Raw genomic sequence first — 16,385 nt, forward strand, 5'->3', positions numbered from 1 at the left:
GCACCATGGCGTCCGAGCCGGTGCTGGCTGCCCGTGAGCTGTACCGCTTCTATCGCGCCGGCGAGGAGGAGACGCTCGCGCTGCGCGGGGTGTCGCTGCGGGTCGGACGGGGCGAGACGGTGGCGGTCGTGGGACCGTCGGGATCCGGCAAGTCGACCCTGCTGGCGTGCCTGGCCGGGCTCGACGAGCCCTCGGGCGGCGAGGTCCGCGTGGACGGCGTACGGATCAGCCACCGGCCCGAGACCGAGCGGGCCCGGCTGCGCGCCCGGCACATCGGCGTGCTGCTGCAGACCCGCAATCTCCTGCCGCATTTGAGCGTGCGGGACAACGTCCGCCTGCCTCAGCGCGCCGCCAGCCGTAAGCACGTCACCTCGGCCAGGGAGCTGCTGGCCCAGGTGGGCCTCGGCGAACGGGCACATGCGCTGCCCCGGCAGCTGTCCGGTGGCGAGCTGGCCCGGGCCGGGCTGGCCGTGGCGCTGGCCAACGCGCCCGCTGTCCTGCTGGCCGACGAGCCGACCGGCGAACTCGACGGAGAGACCGAGCGGGCGGTCCTCGCGATGCTGCGGGAGCGGGCCGCGCAGGGGTGCGCGGTGCTGATCGTGACGCACAGCGCGGAAGTCGTCCGGAGCGCGGACCGGGTGATCACGCTGGAGGACGGCAGGGCCACCGACGCCTCGGCCCGGACTGCCCGTTCCGCGTCGCAGGAGGTGCCCGATGTCACGGGATGAAGTGCTCGTGACCTGTGCTGACGCGGCGCTCACCTTCGGCCGGGGCACACAGGCGGTCGTGGCCGTACACGGCGCCGACCTCGAGATCGGGTCCGGCGATCGGCTCGCCGTCGTCGGCCCCTCCGGGTCGGGCAAGAGTTCGCTGCTGCACCTGTTGGCCGGGCTCGAACAGGCCACCAGCGGCACCGTGCGGCGGGCCGCCTACCTGGGGCCCTACGACATCGGCCTTGTCTTCCAGGGCGACAGCCTGATCCCGGCCCTGAACGTGGTCGAGAACACCGCTCTCCCGCTGGTCCTCGCCGACCGCCCGGAAAACGAGGCCCAGCAGGCCGCCCTCGCGGCGCTCACGCTGGTCGACGCGGCCGACCTCGCGGACCGGCTGCCCGAGGAGATCTCCGGTGGTCAGGCCCAGCGGGTGGCCGTCGCCCGGGTGCTGGCCCAGTCCCCGCGCCTGATCCTCGCCGACGAGCCCACCGGCCGCCTCGACCACTCCACCGGCGGCCGTGTCCTCGACGCCCTCCTCACCGCCGCCGACCACACCGGCGCGGCCCTCGTCGTCACCACCCACGATCCCGCCGTCGCCGCCCGCCTCACCACCCGGCGCGCCATGCGCGACGGCCGACTGCTCGCACCCGAGGAGGTGCCATGATCGGCTCGTGGACGGTCGGCCTGGCCCGCCACCGCACCGGACGTCTGCTGGCGGCGCTGGCCGGGATCGCCCTCGCGGTCGCCCTGGTCGCCGCGCTGGGCTCATTCCTCACGGCGTCGAAGGCAACCATGACCCAGCGTGCCGTGCGCTCGGTCGCCGTCGACTGGCAGGTCCAGGTACAGCCCGGTGCTGATCCCGGCGCGGTAATGTCCCTGGTCCGCAAGGCGCCGGAAACCCGCGCCGCCCTGCCCGTCGGCTTCGCCCACACCACCGGCTTCACCGCGCGCGTCCAGGGCAGCACCCAGACCACCGGTCCCGGTATGGCCCTCGGCCTGCCCGACGGCTACCGCGCCCTCTTCCCCGACGCGATCCGCACTCTGTCCGGCTCCCCGGGCGGCGTCCTGCTGGCCCAGCAGACCGCCTCCAACCTGCACGCTGCTCCCGGCGACACCATCGGTATCGACCTTCCCGGCATCGGGCCGAGGCAGGTGAAGGTGGACGGCGTCGTCGACCTGCCCCAGGCCGACTCCCTCTTCCAGACCGTCGGCGCACCCAGCCAGTCCCAGCCCACCGCACCCCCGGACAACGTCGTCCTGCTGCCCGCCGCCAGGTTCGCCGCACTGACCCGGGGTGCCTCTGCGGTCACCACCCAGATCCATGTCGCCCGCGACGACGCCCGCCTGCCCTCCGACCCAGCCGCCGCCTTCACCGCGGTCACTCGCGCGGCCCACAACCTGGAGGCCCGCTCCGCGGGCGCCGCACTGGTCGGCAACAACGTCGGCGCCGCCCTCGACTCCGCCCGCCAGGACGCCCTGTACGCCCAGATCCTCTTCCTCTTCCTCGGCGTCCCCGGCGCGGTCCTGGCCGCCGCACTGACCGCCGCGGTCGCCTCCGCCGGCGGCGAACGGCGCCGCCAGGAGCAGGGCCTGCTACGGCTGCGCGGCCTGCGTCCCCGCCAGATCACCGCCCTCGCCGGGTTGGAAGCGGCGCTGATCGGTCTCGCCGGCGGCCTGGCCGGACTGGCCGCCGCCGCACTGACCGGCCGCTTCGCCTTCGGTGCCGCCTCCTTCGGAGCGGGCGCGGGCACCTGGGCCGCCTGGTACGGCACTGCCTTCGTCCTCGGCGCCGCCGTCGCCGCGGGAGCCGTCCTCGTCCCGACCCTGCGTGACCTGCACACGGTGACCGTCGCGGAAACCCGCAAGGAGTCCGGCGCCCGCAGCACCCGGAACCCGTGGTGGATGCGGTACGGCCTGGACTTCGCCCTCCTGATCGGCTCCTGGCTGGTCTTCCGCGCCTCCTCCGGCAACCAGTACGCGCTGGTCCTCGCCCCGGAAGGCGTGCCCAGCATCTCCGTGTCGTACTGGGCCTTCCTCGGCCCCGCCCTGCTGTGGATCGGCGCCGCCCTGCTGCTGTGGCGCCTGACCCTCCTCGCCCTCAGCCACGGCCGACCCGCCCTGGCCCGGCTGGCCCGCCCGCTGACCGCGACCCTCGCCGGCACCACCGCCGCCACCCTCTCCCGGCGCCGCCGCCCACTCGCCCGCTCGGTCGTGCTGCTCGCCCTCGCTGTGTCCTTCGCACTCTCCACCGCCGTCTTCAACGCCACATACCGCCAGCAGGCCGAGGTCGACGCCCGCCTGACCAACGGCGCCGACGTCACCGTCACCGAACCACCCGGTGCCCGTGTCCCACCCGACGCCGGATCCGCCCTGAAGATCTCCGGCGTACGGCACGTCGAACCCCTCCAGCACCGCTTCGCCTACGTCGGCTCCGATCTCCAGGACCTCTACGGCGTCCGCCCGGACACCATCGCCCGCGCCACCTCCCTCCAGGACGCCTACTTCGCCGGCGGCACGGCCCGGCAACTCATGCGGCGCCTCGCCGAACGGCCCGACAACCTGCTGGTCAGCGTCGAGACCGTCAACGACTTCCAGCTCTCCCCCGGCGACACCGTCAACCTGCGCATCCAGGACGCCCGCACCAAGGCCCTGCGCACGGTCCCCTTCCACTACGCGGGCATCGCCAAGGAGTTCCCCACAGCACCGAAGGACAGCTTCTTCGTCGCCAACGCCTCCTACATCGCCAAGGCGACCGGCAGCGACGCGGTCGGCGCCTTCCTCCTCGACACCGGCGGCACCCACCAGAAGCAGATCGCCACGCGCCTGCGCTCGCAGCTCGGCACCAGCGCCACCGTCAGCGACCTCACCCAGACCCGCGGCACCGTCGGCACCAGCCTGACCTCCGTCGACCTAGCCGGACTCACCCGCATCGAGCTTGCCTTCGCGGTCCTGCTGGCCGCCGGAGCCGGGGGACTGGTCCTCGCCCTCGGGCTCGCCGAACGCCGCCGCACCTTCGCCATCGCCACCGTCCTCGGCGCACGCACACGCCAGCTGCGCGGCATGGTCCTCACCGAGGCCCTCCTGCTGGCCGCAGGCGGCCTGGCCGGGGGTGCCGTCATCGGATGGGCGCTGTCGGAGATGCTGGTCAAGGTACTCACCGGCGTGTTCGACCCGCCGCCCGCCGCCCTGGCGGTGCCCGGCGTCTACCTGACCCTGACCGGACTGGCCGCCTTGATCGCCGTACTGGCCGCAGCCCTGAACGGCGTCCGCAGTGCCCGGCGCCCCGCAGTGGAGGAACTCCGCGACCTGTGAGGGAGCGACCTGTCTACTCTGTTGCCATGGGCACGCCTGCCGCACCGGACCGCAGCCGCCTGCACATCCTGGTCGTCGAGGACGACGACACCATCGGACGCCACCTGGAAACCGGCCTCCGCGTCAACGGCTACGCCCCCGCCTGGAGCCGCACCGGCGCCTCGGCCCTGACGGAGACGGACCGCAGCGCCTACGACGCCGTTCTCCTGGACCTCGGCCTGCCCGACCTCGACGGACTGGACCTCGCCCGCACCCTGCGCGCCCGCTTCCCCGACCTGCTGATCGTGATCCTCACCGCCCGTACCGACGACATCGACGTCATCGCCGGCCTGGACGCAGGCGCCGACGACTACCTGGTCAAACCCTTCAGCCTCACCGTCCTGCTGGCCCGCCTCCGCGCCCACCTGCGGCGACAGACCAGCACATCGCAGCCGCAGCCACCACTACGGCTCGGCGACCTGATCATCGACACCACGGCACGCCGCTGCACCCTGCACGACACGGAGATCTCCTTGCGGCCGAAGGAATTCGACCTCCTCGCCCTGCTCGCCCAGAATCCCGGCACCGCCGTCTCGCGAGAAACGCTGATGGCACAGGTGTGGGACGAGAACTGGTTCGGCCCCACCAAGACCCTGGACGTCACCATGGCCGGCCTGCGCCGACGTCTCACCCAGGCCGCCGAGGAGTCCGCCCGCCCTTGCCGGTTGCCTCACATCACCACGCTCCGAGGGCATGGCTACCGCCTCGAGCGCTACGGCTGGAGCGATGGGGCCGGTACGAAGAGTTGACCGGCCCTCGCCTGTGCGCGCAGGAGGGTCTGCACTCGTTCGGCCGACGCCATCCGGTCAGCGACCGCCCCACGAGAGGCTGCGGACATGCACTGGCCGCCTGCACTGTCCGCGGCTCGCCGGCGTGTGCCAGGGCGGCGCGGTTCTCTGCGCCGCCCTGGCACACCGAGCCCGTCGGCCGGTGGGCCGGCCGGGCGCTGTGCGGTCTGTCAGCCCATGTCCGTCAGGAGGGCGTTCAGTTCCTTCTCCTGCTGCGCAGGCGACATCGGCGGGTTCGAGTGGTCGATGCCGAACGTCTTGAGCATCTTGTCCATCTGGGCGTCGATGGAGGTCCAGCCGGTCTGGTCCAGCGGCTGCAGCGATGCCTGGTCGGCGTCCCACAGGTCACGCAGCTTCTGGGCGGCCGCGTGGGCCCCGGTCTCGTTCCCCGAGCGTGCGTCCTTGAGCGAGGTGGAGGCGAGGTTCTTCAGCGCGGCGACCTTGGCGGGCGGGAACTTCTTCACCGCCTGGCCGGGAGCCATCTGCACGGCGGAGGTGTTGTCCTCCTCCGACGCCGGGCCGACGTGCGGCTGGCCGTGGGCCCAGACCAGCAGGCCCGCGGTGGCGACGGCGAGCAGTCCGAAGCCGACCAGCGCGGTGTGCTCCTTGCGCGGGTTGCTGGTGGCCGGTGCCGCGTGGGTCGCCTCGTGGGTCTCGGTCACGTCCGAGCGCGTCACCGTCAGGTAGACCACCGTCGCCAGGATCAGGCCGAGGAAGATCAGGCTGGTGGTGAAGGTGCCCAGGTCGAGACCGGTCGGCTCGCCCGGCTGAGCGACCTTCGGGGAGGCGAGCCAGTCGCCGATGTTCGCGCCCAGCGGGCGGGTCAGGATGTAGGCGAGCCAGAAGGACAGCACCGGGTTCGCGCCGAACTTCCACAGCGCCGTGATCGCCGCGATGAGGCCGAGCGGCAGCAACACGGAGACGCCCGGGCTCCAGCCGGTCAGCTCCAGAGTCCAGTCGCCGGTCGCGGTGCCGAGCGCGAAGGTGACGAGAACGGCGAGCCAGTAGAACGACTCACGCGGCAGCGTCGTGACCGAGTGGATCGACAGCGTGCGCTCCCGCGCCCACCAGACGCCGAAGACCGCCGCGAGCAGCACCGAGAAGACCGCGGAACTGATCCACAGCGGTACGTTCAGCTGGTCGGTCAGGATGTCGGTGTACAGGGTGCCCGTGACGCTGACAACGACGACGGTCAGCCAGTAGGGGAACGGAACGTACCGCTTCAGCCGCAGCTGGACGGCCAGGACCACCACGAACACCGCGGTGAAGATCCAGGCCGTGTTCACCAGGCCGACGCCCAGCTTCATGTTGATCCAGTCGGCGAAGCTCTCACCGACGGTCGTGCACAGGATCTTGATCACCCAGAACCAGATGGTGACCTCGGGAACCTTGTTGAGCATGAGACGCCCGCTGCGCGCGCGTGCTTCCGTTGTCGTTGTCATGCGGGGAGGTTGACGCGGGGAATCTGCACATAACCTGACTACGCGGCCGCACGGGCCGCCGGGAGTGTCATCTCGACGTGACCGCGGCCGTCCGCGATCGCGCGGACCTCCACACCGGCCGAGGCGGCGATGCGCCGGACCACCGGCAGCCCCAGCCCGTACCCGTCGCCGCCGGTCACCCCCGCTTCGAAGACCCGGTCGACGTCCGCGGGATCGAATCCGGGGCCGTCGTCCAGGACATCGACCACGATGGCCTCGCCCTGGGTGCGCGCGGTGATCCACACCCGGGACTTGGCATGCCGCAGGCCGTTGTCCAGCAGGGGTGCCAGCAGCGACACGGCGACGTCGGCCGCCACGGCGACCTCGACCTCCGAGGGAATGGCGACCTCGACCGCGCGGCCGGCGATCGCCTGCCGCGCGGCGGAGCGCAGATCGCATCGGGTCCCGGCGTCTGTCCGTGCGCGCGCGGCGCGCAGGATCGTCCTGATCGCCGCATCGAGGCGGTCGGCCTCGCTCAGCACCGCCTCCGGCGGCACTGGCTCGCCGGACAGCTGTGCCAGCTGCGCCTCGGCCCGCAGGACCGTGAGCGGTGTCCGCAGCTCGTGGGCGATCTCATCGGTGAGCCGGCGCTCGTCCGCCAGCGCGTTGTCGACGCGCTCCAGGAGATGGTCCAGGGTCCGCCCCAGTTCCCCGAACTCGTCGCGAGGGACTCCAAGGTCGAAGCGGCGCCCGGGTTCGTGATGGCCCCATTCGTCGGCGAGGGCGGCCATCTCGTGCACGACCCGCAGCGCGCGGCGCACCACGAGGTGTGCGACACCGCCGGCGAGGAGGACCGTGAGGCCGCCCAGTATCAGGGACAAGGTCAGGCTGCGCTGTTCGGATGTCTCGTAGGGCGTGAGGTCCACCCGGACGATCACCATGACGTGGTGGCCGTCGATCGGGACCTCCCGCGCGTACAGGAGGTAATCGCCGACCGACGCGGTCTGCGATCGCCCCGAGTCCGCCAGCTCCCCGACGCGATCGACCAGGCTCGGCGGCACGTTCCCGTCGAGCAGGCGGCCGTCGGCATACACCCAGGCGACCTCATCCAGCGCCTCGCTGCCGTTCTCCGTCAGTACGACACGGCCGCCCTTAGCGGTGACGTTCGCCGCGACCGCCTCGGCGCGAGTACGTGCCAGATCGTGCGCGTCGGCGTCCGTCACCCGGCTCAGCAGCACGTGCGAGACCACGACCAGGACCGCGACCACGGCGGTGGCGATCAGCACAGTGAGCGCGACGACCCGCTTACGGAATCCCGTCACTGCCATCGGTAGCCCACGCCGCGGACGGTCGCCAGACGCTCGGCCACACCCAGCGGACCGAGCTTGGCCCGCAGCCGGCGCACATAGGAGTCGAGGGTGTTGTCGCTGACCTGCGCCCCGTGCGGCCAGCCGGCAGCGATGAGGGCGTGGCGGCGTACCGCGTCGCCCTGCGAGGCGATCAGGCGGCCCAGCAGCCGGAACTCGGTCGGGGTCAGGCTCATGCTCACCGAATCGTAGGTCACCACGTGCTTCGCCGGATCGAGGACGACCTCACGCGGTGCGGGCGCAACGGTGGCCCGACGCAGCAGCGCCCGGACGCGGACCAGCAGTTCCGGGATGTCGAAGGGTTTGGTCATGTAGTCGTCGGCACCGGCCTCGAAGCCGCCCACCTTGTGATGCAGGCCGTCCAAGGCGGTGAGCATCAACACCGGCGCGTCCACGCCGCGGGCCCGCAGGGCCAGGCAGACGTCGCGGCCGTCGGCGTCCGGGAGCCCGAGATCCAGGACAACCAGGTGGGGCGCCGGTGCGAGCTGCCGCAGCAGGCTGTCGGCCGTGGCGGCGACCGAGACGGTGTGGCCGTCGTGCTCCAGGGCGCGCTTGAGGACCCCGCGGACCGCCGCGTCGTCTTCGCACACCATGATGAAAGCCACGCGCTGACCCTAGATACTCCCGTCCCAGTTCTCCATCTTCCCTGGTCAGCCGCCTGACGTTCGGGAGCAGGCCGCTGGTGCCGCACGGCCTGCCCCTGCCGTGATCACTCTTCACCCATACGGTCGCAGCCATCGACGCCTGTTGCACCCTGGGAACAGGCTGCGACAGCCTGCGCGCACCAGTGTCCTGCGGGTCCTGCGTCGGGCCGGGGCCCGCGATGTTCTAGGCAATGGAACGCAACACCGTGGAAGGCCCGCCCCGTACGACTCGGTTGGCGGCTGTCTTCTGGAGCAGGCTGTAGGCGAGGACCGGGATCAGTAGGTGTGGTTTGTCCGGGAGCACGGCGGTGATCAGTACGGCGCTGGCGCTGCTGTTGTTCATGCCGCAGGCGAGGGTGAGCGAGGAAGCGGCGGGCGGGTCCAGTCGCAGCAGCCGCGCCGCGCAGCGGCCGAGCACGAAAGACAGCTGGCAGACCAGTGCCGCCACGACCAGCGCGGCGCCTAGGAGCAGCGGGCGTGGCCGAGCGACGAAGGAGCCGAGGGCGCCGCTGGCGTTGACGTACGTCAGGACCAGCGAGCCGGCCAGGGCGACAGGCACGACTGCGCCCAGCGCCCGGCCGAGCAACGACGCGGGCAGTGCGAGCCGGACCAGGATGCCCGCCGCGCAGGGCAGCACCACGCCGACGAAGGTGAAGCCACCGCCCGCAGTGTGGACACTCGCGGCGAGCGAGCTGGCGTAGCCGCCACTAAGTAGCGGAGACAACAGCTCGATCACCAGCGGTGTGGTGAGTGGGCTGATGAGGGTGGAGGCGAGGACCAGGCCGACCATGGTCGGCTGGTCGCCGTCGCCCTTGCCGGTCCACACCGTGGCGCCGGCCGCCACGGGCATCGCCACGATCAGGATCATCGCGGTGACTAGGCCGCTGCCGCCGTCGGAGTCGGGCGAGGCGTGCAGCAGGACGGCGACGAGCGGGATGACCAGCAACGGGATCGCCAGGTGCAGCGCGAGCCCGGCGAGCAGTGCACTTGGGCACCGCAGGACTCGGACCAGCTCACGGACGGGGACCTGGAGTCCGGATGAGAACAGCACCAGCCACAGCAGGCATGGTGCGGTGGACACCGGCAGTCGGATCAGCGGTCCGAGCGGCAGTGCGTGGGAGTGGCGCAGCCACAGGCCGGGGCCCGGCACGAGCAGGGCTGCGGCGTAGGACAGGACGACGGCCCGGCCCAGACGGCGCCGCAGCCAGGCGCTCGCGCGGTCAGTGGGCGCCGGGGTGGCGGTGGGAGCGTGCATGGCGGTCTTCTTCCGTCGCGGGGGCAGGGGCGGGACGAAAGACCGCTATGCGGAGACCACATGCGTGCCTGTGCATGGAGCCATGGTGCGCGCACGGAACGGGCGGGGCTGCTGATCCACGGCGGCAGTCAGGATGTGTTCAGGCACCCGGTGCCACGGTCCGGCAGCATGGCATACGAGACATCTGATGATCTGGTGCTTGAGGAGGTCGGCCAGGCAGCCCTTTCCCGTCACCGGCTGCGCTGGAACAAGGTGCCCGAGGTCACCTTCTGCTTCTGGGTGATCAAGGTGCTGTGCACCACGGTCGGCGAGACCGCCGCCGACCTCCTGAATAAAAAGGCCGGCCTCGGGCTGACCGGGGTCTCGCTGCTGATGAGCGCGCTGCTCACCGTCGTCCTGGTGGTGCAGTTCCGCACGAAGGGCTACCGCCCGGGCCTGTACTGGTCCGCCGTCGCCCTGATCAGCGTCGTCGGAACCCTGGTCAGCGACAATCTCACCGACAGCATGGGCGTGTCGCTGGAGACCACCAGCACGGTTTTCGCGATCGCCCTGGTGATCGTCTTCGCCCTCTGGTACCGCACCGAGCGCACCCTGTTGATCCACCACATCGACACCACCCGCCGTGAGGCGTTCTACTGGCTCGCCGTCCTGGTCACCTTCGCGCTCGGCACCTCCTTCGGCGACCTGGTCGCCGAGGGGATAAACCTCAGCTACTGGGTGTCGGCCGTGCTCTTCGCCGCAGCCATCGCCGCGATCGCCCTCGCCTGGTTCTCCCTCGACCTGAACGCCGTCTGGAGCTTCTGGATCGCCTACATCCTCACCCGGCCCCTCGGTGCCTCGGTGGGCGACTACCTCTCCCAGCCCACCGGCGACGGCGGCTTGGGCCTGGGAACCGTCGTCACCAGCGTGCTGTTCCTGGCGGTCGTCCTCGGCCTGGTCGTGTACCTCTCGGTCACCCGCAATGACATCGCCGCACCCGAGCAGGCAGGGGTACCCGTAGCCTGAGCCACCACAATCCAGACCGCACCATGCAACGCTGCCGGTGCCCCGGCCCGATCCGGACGAATCTGAGGAGCCGGACACCCACGCTGACGAGGGCGAAGAGCCCCTGACACGGCGGCCCCCGGCGCCGGGCAGGAACCGGGGGTCGCCAGCACGAGTGCCGGTTCAGGGAACAGGTGCATGTATCCACCGGACCAACGCTCCGGCGGCAGGGAAGTCACGCGCAATGCAGGTCGAGCGCCCCGGATCACTACCCGGACTGCGAGGCGGTTCGATGGCGAACGTGCCGTGGCTGCCGGTCAGGCGCATGATGCGCGCGAGGATGGGATCGACTCCTTGCCGGGTACTGCTCGACAATCATGGGACCGATCTTGGTGAGGCTGCACTGCGTTCAGCCATCGAGGGCGCCAGATGGCGATGAGCGCGTGTAAGTTCCGTGATCATTGTGTTTCTTGGGATGTCGGGTGCTTTGACTAGGTTCGGTCAAGGTGTGCTGAAATCCTGGGCGGGCTGCGGTTGAGGGGGCACACTCGGTTGCGGGAGGGGGATCGCGTGCGGTGGCCCGTTGGCCGCCGGGGCGTTCCGAGGTGCCTTGCTGCCCTGGGGAGGGCGGTGGGCTGATCGGTGGGGGGATGTGTGACGCAGTCGCTTCCGGGGCAACGCCCTGCTCGCGAGCGGGCGGTCGGCGGGCGCGGAGGGCTCCCGGTGGTGGTGGTCGGCGCTGGCCCGTACGGCTTGTCGGTGGCCGCTCATCTGCGGGCCGCCGGGGTTCCAGTGCGGATCTTCGGGGAGGTGATGGGCAGTTGGCGGCATGCCATGGCCACGGGGATGTTCCTGAAGTCGACCCCGGATGCCACCGACCTGTCTGCACCCGAGCCGGGTGGACGGCTGGCGGACTTCCGCAGGGTGCACGGTGAGTCGGAGTTGACGGAACTGACGCCGATCCCGTGTGACGTGTTCGTGCGTTACGGGCAGTGGTTCCAGAAGCGGTACGTCGGTGACGTGGAACCGGCCAGGGTTGCCTGCGTCGACCGCGGCCCAAGCTCTTCCGGGTTCGTCGTACGACTCGACGACGGCCGGCAGCTGACGGCGGCGGCCGTCGTGGTGGCGACCGGATTGAACGGACTGGCGTACATACCGAAGGAGTTGCTGCGCCTCGGGCCGGACGGAGCGGGAGCCGGGGCCCTGGTGTCGCACACCAGCCACCACAGCGACCTGTCGCGGTATGCCGGACAGCGGATCGCGGTCGTCGGGGGAGGCCAGTCCGCGCTGGAGAGCGCCGCGCTGTTGCATGAGGCCGGAGCCCACGTGCAGGTGCTCGTGCGCGAGCGGCGAGTTCTGTGGGGGTCGGTTCCGCAGCCGAGCCGGCCTTGGCCGCAGCGGCTCGCGCAGCCCGCTTCGCCCCTGGGGACGGGCTGGACACTCGCCGCGGTCTGTCGGGCACCAGGCGGGGTGCGGCGGCTGCCCGCTTCCGCCCGGCTGCTGTTGTTCCGCCGGGCGTTGGGGCCCTCCGGCGGTTGGTGGCTGCGCGACCGGGTCGAGGATGTCGTGCCGGTGCGCACCTCGTGCCGTGTCACCCGCGCCGAGGCATCCGGCTCCACTGCCCGGCTGGAGTTCACCTGGCCGGGCGGTTCGGAGGGGCTGGCTGTTGACCACGTGCTGGCCGCCACCGGTTACCGCCTCGACATCGACGCGCTTGCGTTTCTCGCCCCTACGCTACGGCGGCGCGTCGTCTGCGTGCCCGGCTCCAACGCCCCTCAGCTGACCAGGACGTTTGAAACATCCGTGCCTGGTCTGTACGTCGCTGGTTCGCTGGCCGCCCCGACGTTCGGCCCCATGATGCGCTTCGTTGCCGGAACGGAGTACGCCGCCGCTCGCGTTGCCCGTGATGCCGCCCGATGGGTCGTCGTTCCATGAGCGTGGAGTGGTCTCCACGGAAATGGGGGGAGCGGAACATTGGGAGTATTGCGGGCGTGACGGCAAGTACCAGTGACATCGAGAAGGCGGCCGAGGTGCTTCGCGCCGGCGGCCTGGTAGCCCTCCCGACCGAGACCGTCTACGGTCTGGGCGCCAACGCCGAGGACCCCTCAGCTGTTGCGCGCATCTTCCAGGTCAAAGGGCGTCCGCCCTCCCACCCGCTGATCGTCCACATCGGCGGCGCGGAGCAGCTGGACGACTGGGTCCGGGGCGTGCCCCAGGCGGCGCGGCTGCTGGCCGAACACTTCTGGCCGGGGCCACTGACGCTGGTGTTGCGGCGCGGTCGTCGGGTGCCCCTCGAAGCGACGGGTGGTTTGGAGACGGTGGCCGTGCGGGTGCCCGACCACCCTGTTGCCCTCGCGCTGCTGTCGGCCTTCGGCGGCGGTGTCACGGCCCCGTCCGCCAACCGCTTCGGCCAGGTCAGCCCCACCACCGCCGACCACGTCCGTGCGGAGCTCGGCGAGGCGGTCGACTTTGTGCTGGACGGCGGCCCCTGCGAGGTCGGCGTCGAGTCGACCATCGTCGACGTCACGGGCGAGATTCCGAGCATCCTTCGGCCTGGCGGAGTGACACGCGAGGATCTCGAAGCGGTGCTCGGGCACCCGCTCGCGGTCCCCTCGACGAGCCGTGTCCGGGTGCCGGGCCAGCATCCGTCGCACTACGCGCCGCGTGCACGGGTCGTCCTCGTCGAGCCCGAGAAGGTCGTCGCCGAAGCGGAGCTCGCCCAGGAGCAGGGGCACCAGGTGGGCGTTCTTCTTCCGCTCGCCTTCACCCATGCCCCGGTGAAGGCGCACGCCGTGGTGACGGTCCCCACCGCGATGGCCGCCTACGCGCGCGGGCTGTACGGGTTCCTGCGCGAGCTCGACCAGCAGGGTTGCGAGCTCATCGTCGCGTCCCTGCCGGCGGAGGAGGGGCTGGGACTGGCGATCGCCAACCGGCTCCGCCGCGCCGCGGGGCCCCGGCCCTCCTCGGTCCCCGGCCTACAGCAGCACTGATCACCGGGGTGGCCGGCAGTTGGTTTCACCCTGTGGGGGCGGCAGCCCTGCTCAGGCCGTGGGAGGCGACCAGTTGTGCACTGCCGTCGGCCAGGCGGTAGGACAGACCCACCACGGCAAGTCGGCCGGCGGCCACTCGCTCGGCCAGCACGCGGGAGCGTTCCAGCAGCAGATCGACGGTGAGCCTTATGTGCTCGGCCAGGATCTCCTCGGGCTGCTCGCCTCCGGCGGCACGGGCCGCCAGCACACTCGGGGTCACCCGCTCGACGACGTCACGGACGAAACCGGCGGGCACCCGGCCGCCGTCGGCGGCAGCGCAGGCAGCTGCGATGGCCCCGCACGAGTCATGACCCAGCACCACGACCAGCGGGCAGTCCAGCACACTCACGCCGTACTCGATACTTCCCAACGCCTCCGCGCCAACGACATGCCCGGCGTTGCGCACCACGAACAGATCGCCGAGCCCCTGGTCGAAGATGATCTCGGCGGCCAGCCGGGAATCGGAGCAGCCGAACAGCACCGCGAAGGGATTCTGAGCCGGGGCGGTCTCGGCGCGGCGAGCGGAGTCCTGGTTGGGGTGCTCGGGCGAGCCGGTGACGAACCGGTGGTGCCTGCCAGCAGCATCTCGAAGGCATCATCGGGAGTCGGCGTCAGGGTCTCAGTCATGGCGGAAGGCTACGGCCGGCCCCGCCAAATCGGACGGCCGGGTCCACGGGTGGCGGCCTGCGCTCCCTCCTCCGCGGCCACCACTCTCGGACACCAGGCGGTGTCGATCTCGGTGGGCCTCGTCGGTGCGCTGCGCAGCTGCTCCGCCCAGAAGGGCCCGCCGAGCCGGGGACACCACGCGGCGATAGGGTCCCGGCCAGGGCGACCGCTGGATGGCGGTACGCAGCCGCCCCCCCTTCCCATGGGGAGCTCGGCGGGCGCGGCAGCCGGGCTTTTCGTAGATTGAAGGGGGAGGAACTCGCAGGGACATACGTGTGACGGCACCGGAGATCGACTACACGGCGGTGTTCGCCGTCCTTCCGAGCCCGTGTCTGATGCTGGGCACGGACCTGGTGATCGCCGCTGCCAACCCGGCCTTCTGCGAGGGGACCGGGCGGAGTCGGGCCGAGCTGGTCGGGCAGTACCTCTTCGACGTCTTCCCGGACAACCCCGCCGACCCGGAGGCCGACGGGATGGAGACGCTGAAAGCCTCGCTGCACCGGGTGCTGTCCTCCGGTCAGACCGATCACATGGCGCTGCAGAGGTACGACATCCCGGTCGCCGGCAATCCGGAGGTGTTCAAGGAGCGGTGGTGGACCGCGATCAACGTGCCTGTCCTCGGCCCGGACGGCAGGGTCGCCTGGATCCTCCACCGGTCCGAGGACATGACCGACGTCGTCCGCGCTCGCCGCACGGAGGATCTGCCATCGGTCAGCCCCGGCCGGGAAGCAGCCATGGAAGCCGAGCTGTACGCCCGGGCCCGGCAGCTGCAACAGCTCAACGAGGAACTGCAACAGGCGCACGCCCGTGAACGGCGCATCGCCGTCGCCCTGCAGGAAACCATGCTCCACACCCCGGACCTGGGCCGGCACCCGGACATCGCCGTGCGCTACCTGCCCGCGGTCGGAGCACTGAATGTGTGTGGTGACTGGTACGACGCGGTCGACCTGCCCCACGACCGCTTCGCCGTCGCGGTCGGCGACGTGGTCGGCCACGGGCTGATGGCCGCCACCGTCATGGGCAGGCTCCGCAGCGCGCTGAGCGCCGCCACCCGCACCGTCCACGGCCCCGCCCAGGCCCTGGAGGTCCTGGGGCTGTACGCCCGCTCGGTCGAGGGAGCCCTGGCCGCCACCGCCGTCCAGGTACTGGTCGACTGCCACAGCCATCTGCTCATCTACAGCAGCGCCGGCCACCCCCCGCCCGTCCTGTTGCACCCCAACGGCACCTGCGACCTGCTCGACCAGGCCACCGACCCACCACTGGGCGCCCGCCCCGAACACGTCCCCCGCCCCCAGGCCAACAAGACCTACACCCCCGGCGACACCCTCATCCTCTACACCGACGGCCTGATCGAACGCCGCGGTGAGGACATCGACGCCGGCCTGACCCACCTGACCGCCATGCTCGCCACCTGCACGGGCTTCGGCCCGGAACACCTCGCCGACGCCCTCCTCGCCGGCCTGGACCTCACCAGCGGCGCAGGCGACGACATCGCCATGGTCGTCGTCCGCCTGGCCGCAACGACCCGACCGCCCTGACCGGGACGGTGCTGGAGATCGTGACGGCCGTCTGCCGGGGCTTCGCCGTTCATCCCGAACCGGTGGGCAAGCAGATCACGGCCGCCCTCATGCCGGCCGACGCCCCGGGCGGGGACGCGGCCGGTCGGCAGATGACGTGATCAAGTAGCAGGCAGGCGGGCGCCAGGATCGAGAGCTCGCCACCCACAGCCCCGAGTTCCGCACCTGGTGGGCGGGGCACACAGTGACTGTCCACCAGCCGGAGCAAGAATGATCCGCCACCCCGCGGTCGGGGAACTCACCGTCGCCTACGAGACCCTCACCCTGGGCTCGGCCCCCGACATGCGCATCGTCACCTGCCTCGCCGCCCCGGGCCCGTGGCGGACCTGTTCAACCAGCAGGTTCCCCGGCACCGCCCGGCGGACGAAGCCAAGCTGGTACATCGTCGCCAACAACGACCGCACCGTGCACCCCGACCTGGAGCGGTCCGCTGCCGAGCGAATGGGCGCCAACATCCGTCCCGTGGACAGCAGCCAGTCCCATGCTCTCGCATCCTGACTTCGTCCTCGATGTGATCCGTCCCGCAGGCGGTCGACGGCCACCGGGTTGGTCAGATCAGCGCACCGGCGAGATCGCCGTGGGGGGGACAG

General features: G+C 71.2%; 14 protein-coding genes and 1 pseudogene. 10 read left to right on the forward strand and 5 right to left on the reverse strand.

Annotated features, from left to right (window positions below; translation table 11 throughout):
• The first annotated feature begins 5 nt into the window (after positions 1-5).
• Genes ACI2LW_RS28440 through ACI2LW_RS28455 form a run of 4 tightly spaced genes read left to right on the forward strand, consistent with a single transcriptional unit; the run spans position 6 to position 4,813 of the window.
• Positions 6-728: an ABC transporter ATP-binding protein gene (locus tag ACI2LW_RS28440; RefSeq protein WP_404734154.1), complete on the forward strand. Its 723-nt coding sequence runs from the start codon at positions 6-8 to the stop codon at positions 726-728.
• Positions 715-1,377 carry an ABC transporter ATP-binding protein gene (locus ACI2LW_RS28445; protein WP_404734093.1) on the forward strand — a complete coding sequence of 221 codons (663 nt, stop codon included), beginning with the start codon at positions 715-717 and terminating at the stop codon, positions 1,375-1,377. Before ACI2LW_RS28440 ends, ACI2LW_RS28445 begins: the two co-directional genes overlap by 14 nt.
• On the forward strand, positions 1,374-4,025 hold the full coding sequence (locus ACI2LW_RS28450; RefSeq protein ID WP_404734094.1) for an FtsX-like permease family protein: 2,652 nt from the start codon (positions 1,374-1,376) through the stop codon (positions 4,023-4,025). Before ACI2LW_RS28445 ends, ACI2LW_RS28450 begins: the two co-directional genes overlap by 4 nt.
• Positions 4,026-4,051: 26 nt before the next feature.
• Positions 4,052-4,813 carry a response regulator transcription factor gene (locus tag ACI2LW_RS28455; RefSeq protein ID WP_404734095.1) on the forward strand — a complete coding sequence of 254 codons (762 nt, stop codon included), beginning with the start codon at positions 4,052-4,054 and terminating at the stop codon, positions 4,811-4,813.
• A gap of 209 nt (positions 4,814-5,022) precedes the next feature.
• On the opposite strand, the gene ACI2LW_RS28460 is transcribed toward ACI2LW_RS28455, so the two are convergent.
• The 4 genes from ACI2LW_RS28460 to ACI2LW_RS28475 form a co-directional block, all read right to left on the reverse strand.
• Positions 5,023-6,294 (reverse strand): hypothetical protein, encoded by a 1,272-nt coding sequence (locus tag ACI2LW_RS28460; protein WP_404734096.1) that lies wholly within the window; start codon positions 6,292-6,294, stop codon positions 5,023-5,025.
• A 38-nt stretch (positions 6,295-6,332) separates the two neighbouring features.
• The gene (locus ACI2LW_RS28465) at positions 6,333-7,601 is read right to left on the reverse strand and encodes a sensor histidine kinase (protein WP_404734097.1); all 1,269 of its coding nucleotides are present in this window, start codon (positions 7,599-7,601) and stop codon (positions 6,333-6,335) included.
• A complete protein-coding gene (locus ACI2LW_RS28470; RefSeq protein ID WP_055705962.1) occupies positions 7,592-8,245 on the reverse strand; it encodes a response regulator transcription factor in 654 nt (217 codons plus the stop codon). Before ACI2LW_RS28470 ends, ACI2LW_RS28465 begins: the two co-directional genes overlap by 10 nt.
• Positions 8,246-8,468: 223 nt before the next feature.
• Complete coding sequence (locus tag ACI2LW_RS28475; protein ID WP_404734098.1) at positions 8,469-9,539, reverse strand: sodium-dependent transporter; 1,071 nt, start codon at positions 9,537-9,539, stop codon at positions 8,469-8,471.
• 168 nt (positions 9,540-9,707) lie between these two features.
• Here ACI2LW_RS28475 and ACI2LW_RS28480 point away from each other — a divergent pair, with 168 nt between their 5' ends.
• The 3 genes from ACI2LW_RS28480 to ACI2LW_RS28490 all read left to right on the forward strand — a co-directional run bounded on the left by ACI2LW_RS28480 (position 9,708) and on the right by ACI2LW_RS28490 (position 13,513).
• Positions 9,708-10,544: a hypothetical protein gene (locus ACI2LW_RS28480; RefSeq protein ID WP_404734099.1), complete on the forward strand. Its 837-nt coding sequence runs from the start codon at positions 9,708-9,710 to the stop codon at positions 10,542-10,544.
• A 702-nt stretch (positions 10,545-11,246) separates the two neighbouring features.
• Positions 11,247-12,458 (forward strand): FAD-dependent oxidoreductase, encoded by a 1,212-nt coding sequence (locus tag ACI2LW_RS28485; RefSeq protein WP_404734100.1) that lies wholly within the window; start codon positions 11,247-11,249, stop codon positions 12,456-12,458.
• A gap of 56 nt (positions 12,459-12,514) precedes the next feature.
• Positions 12,515-13,513, forward strand: a complete 999-nt coding sequence (locus ACI2LW_RS28490; protein WP_404734101.1) for an L-threonylcarbamoyladenylate synthase — start codon at positions 12,515-12,517, stop codon at positions 13,511-13,513.
• 25 nt (positions 13,514-13,538) lie between these two features.
• Here the strand turns inward: ACI2LW_RS28490 and ACI2LW_RS28495 are convergent.
• A pseudogene (locus tag ACI2LW_RS28495) lies at positions 13,539-14,179 on the reverse strand (carbonic anhydrase).
• A 314-nt stretch (positions 14,180-14,493) separates the two neighbouring features.
• Here ACI2LW_RS28495 and ACI2LW_RS28500 point away from each other — a divergent pair.
• The 3 genes from ACI2LW_RS28500 to ACI2LW_RS28510 all read left to right on the forward strand — a co-directional run bounded on the left by ACI2LW_RS28500 (position 14,494) and on the right by ACI2LW_RS28510 (position 16,293).
• Entirely contained in the window at positions 14,494-15,756 is a 1,263-nt protein-coding gene (locus ACI2LW_RS28500; RefSeq protein WP_404734102.1) for a PP2C family protein-serine/threonine phosphatase, read from the forward strand.
• 8 nt (positions 15,757-15,764) lie between these two features.
• Positions 15,765-15,896, forward strand: a complete 132-nt coding sequence (locus ACI2LW_RS28505; RefSeq protein ID WP_404734103.1) for a hypothetical protein — start codon at positions 15,765-15,767, stop codon at positions 15,894-15,896.
• A 109-nt stretch (positions 15,897-16,005) separates the two neighbouring features.
• Positions 16,006-16,293 (forward strand): hypothetical protein, encoded by a 288-nt coding sequence (locus ACI2LW_RS28510; RefSeq protein WP_404734104.1) that lies wholly within the window; start codon positions 16,006-16,008, stop codon positions 16,291-16,293.
• Positions 16,294-16,385 lie beyond the last annotated feature (92 nt).

The organism is Streptomyces sp. NPDC004065 (assembly GCF_044903565.1).
Lineage (GTDB): Bacteria > Actinomycetota > Actinomycetes > Streptomycetales > Streptomycetaceae > Streptomyces.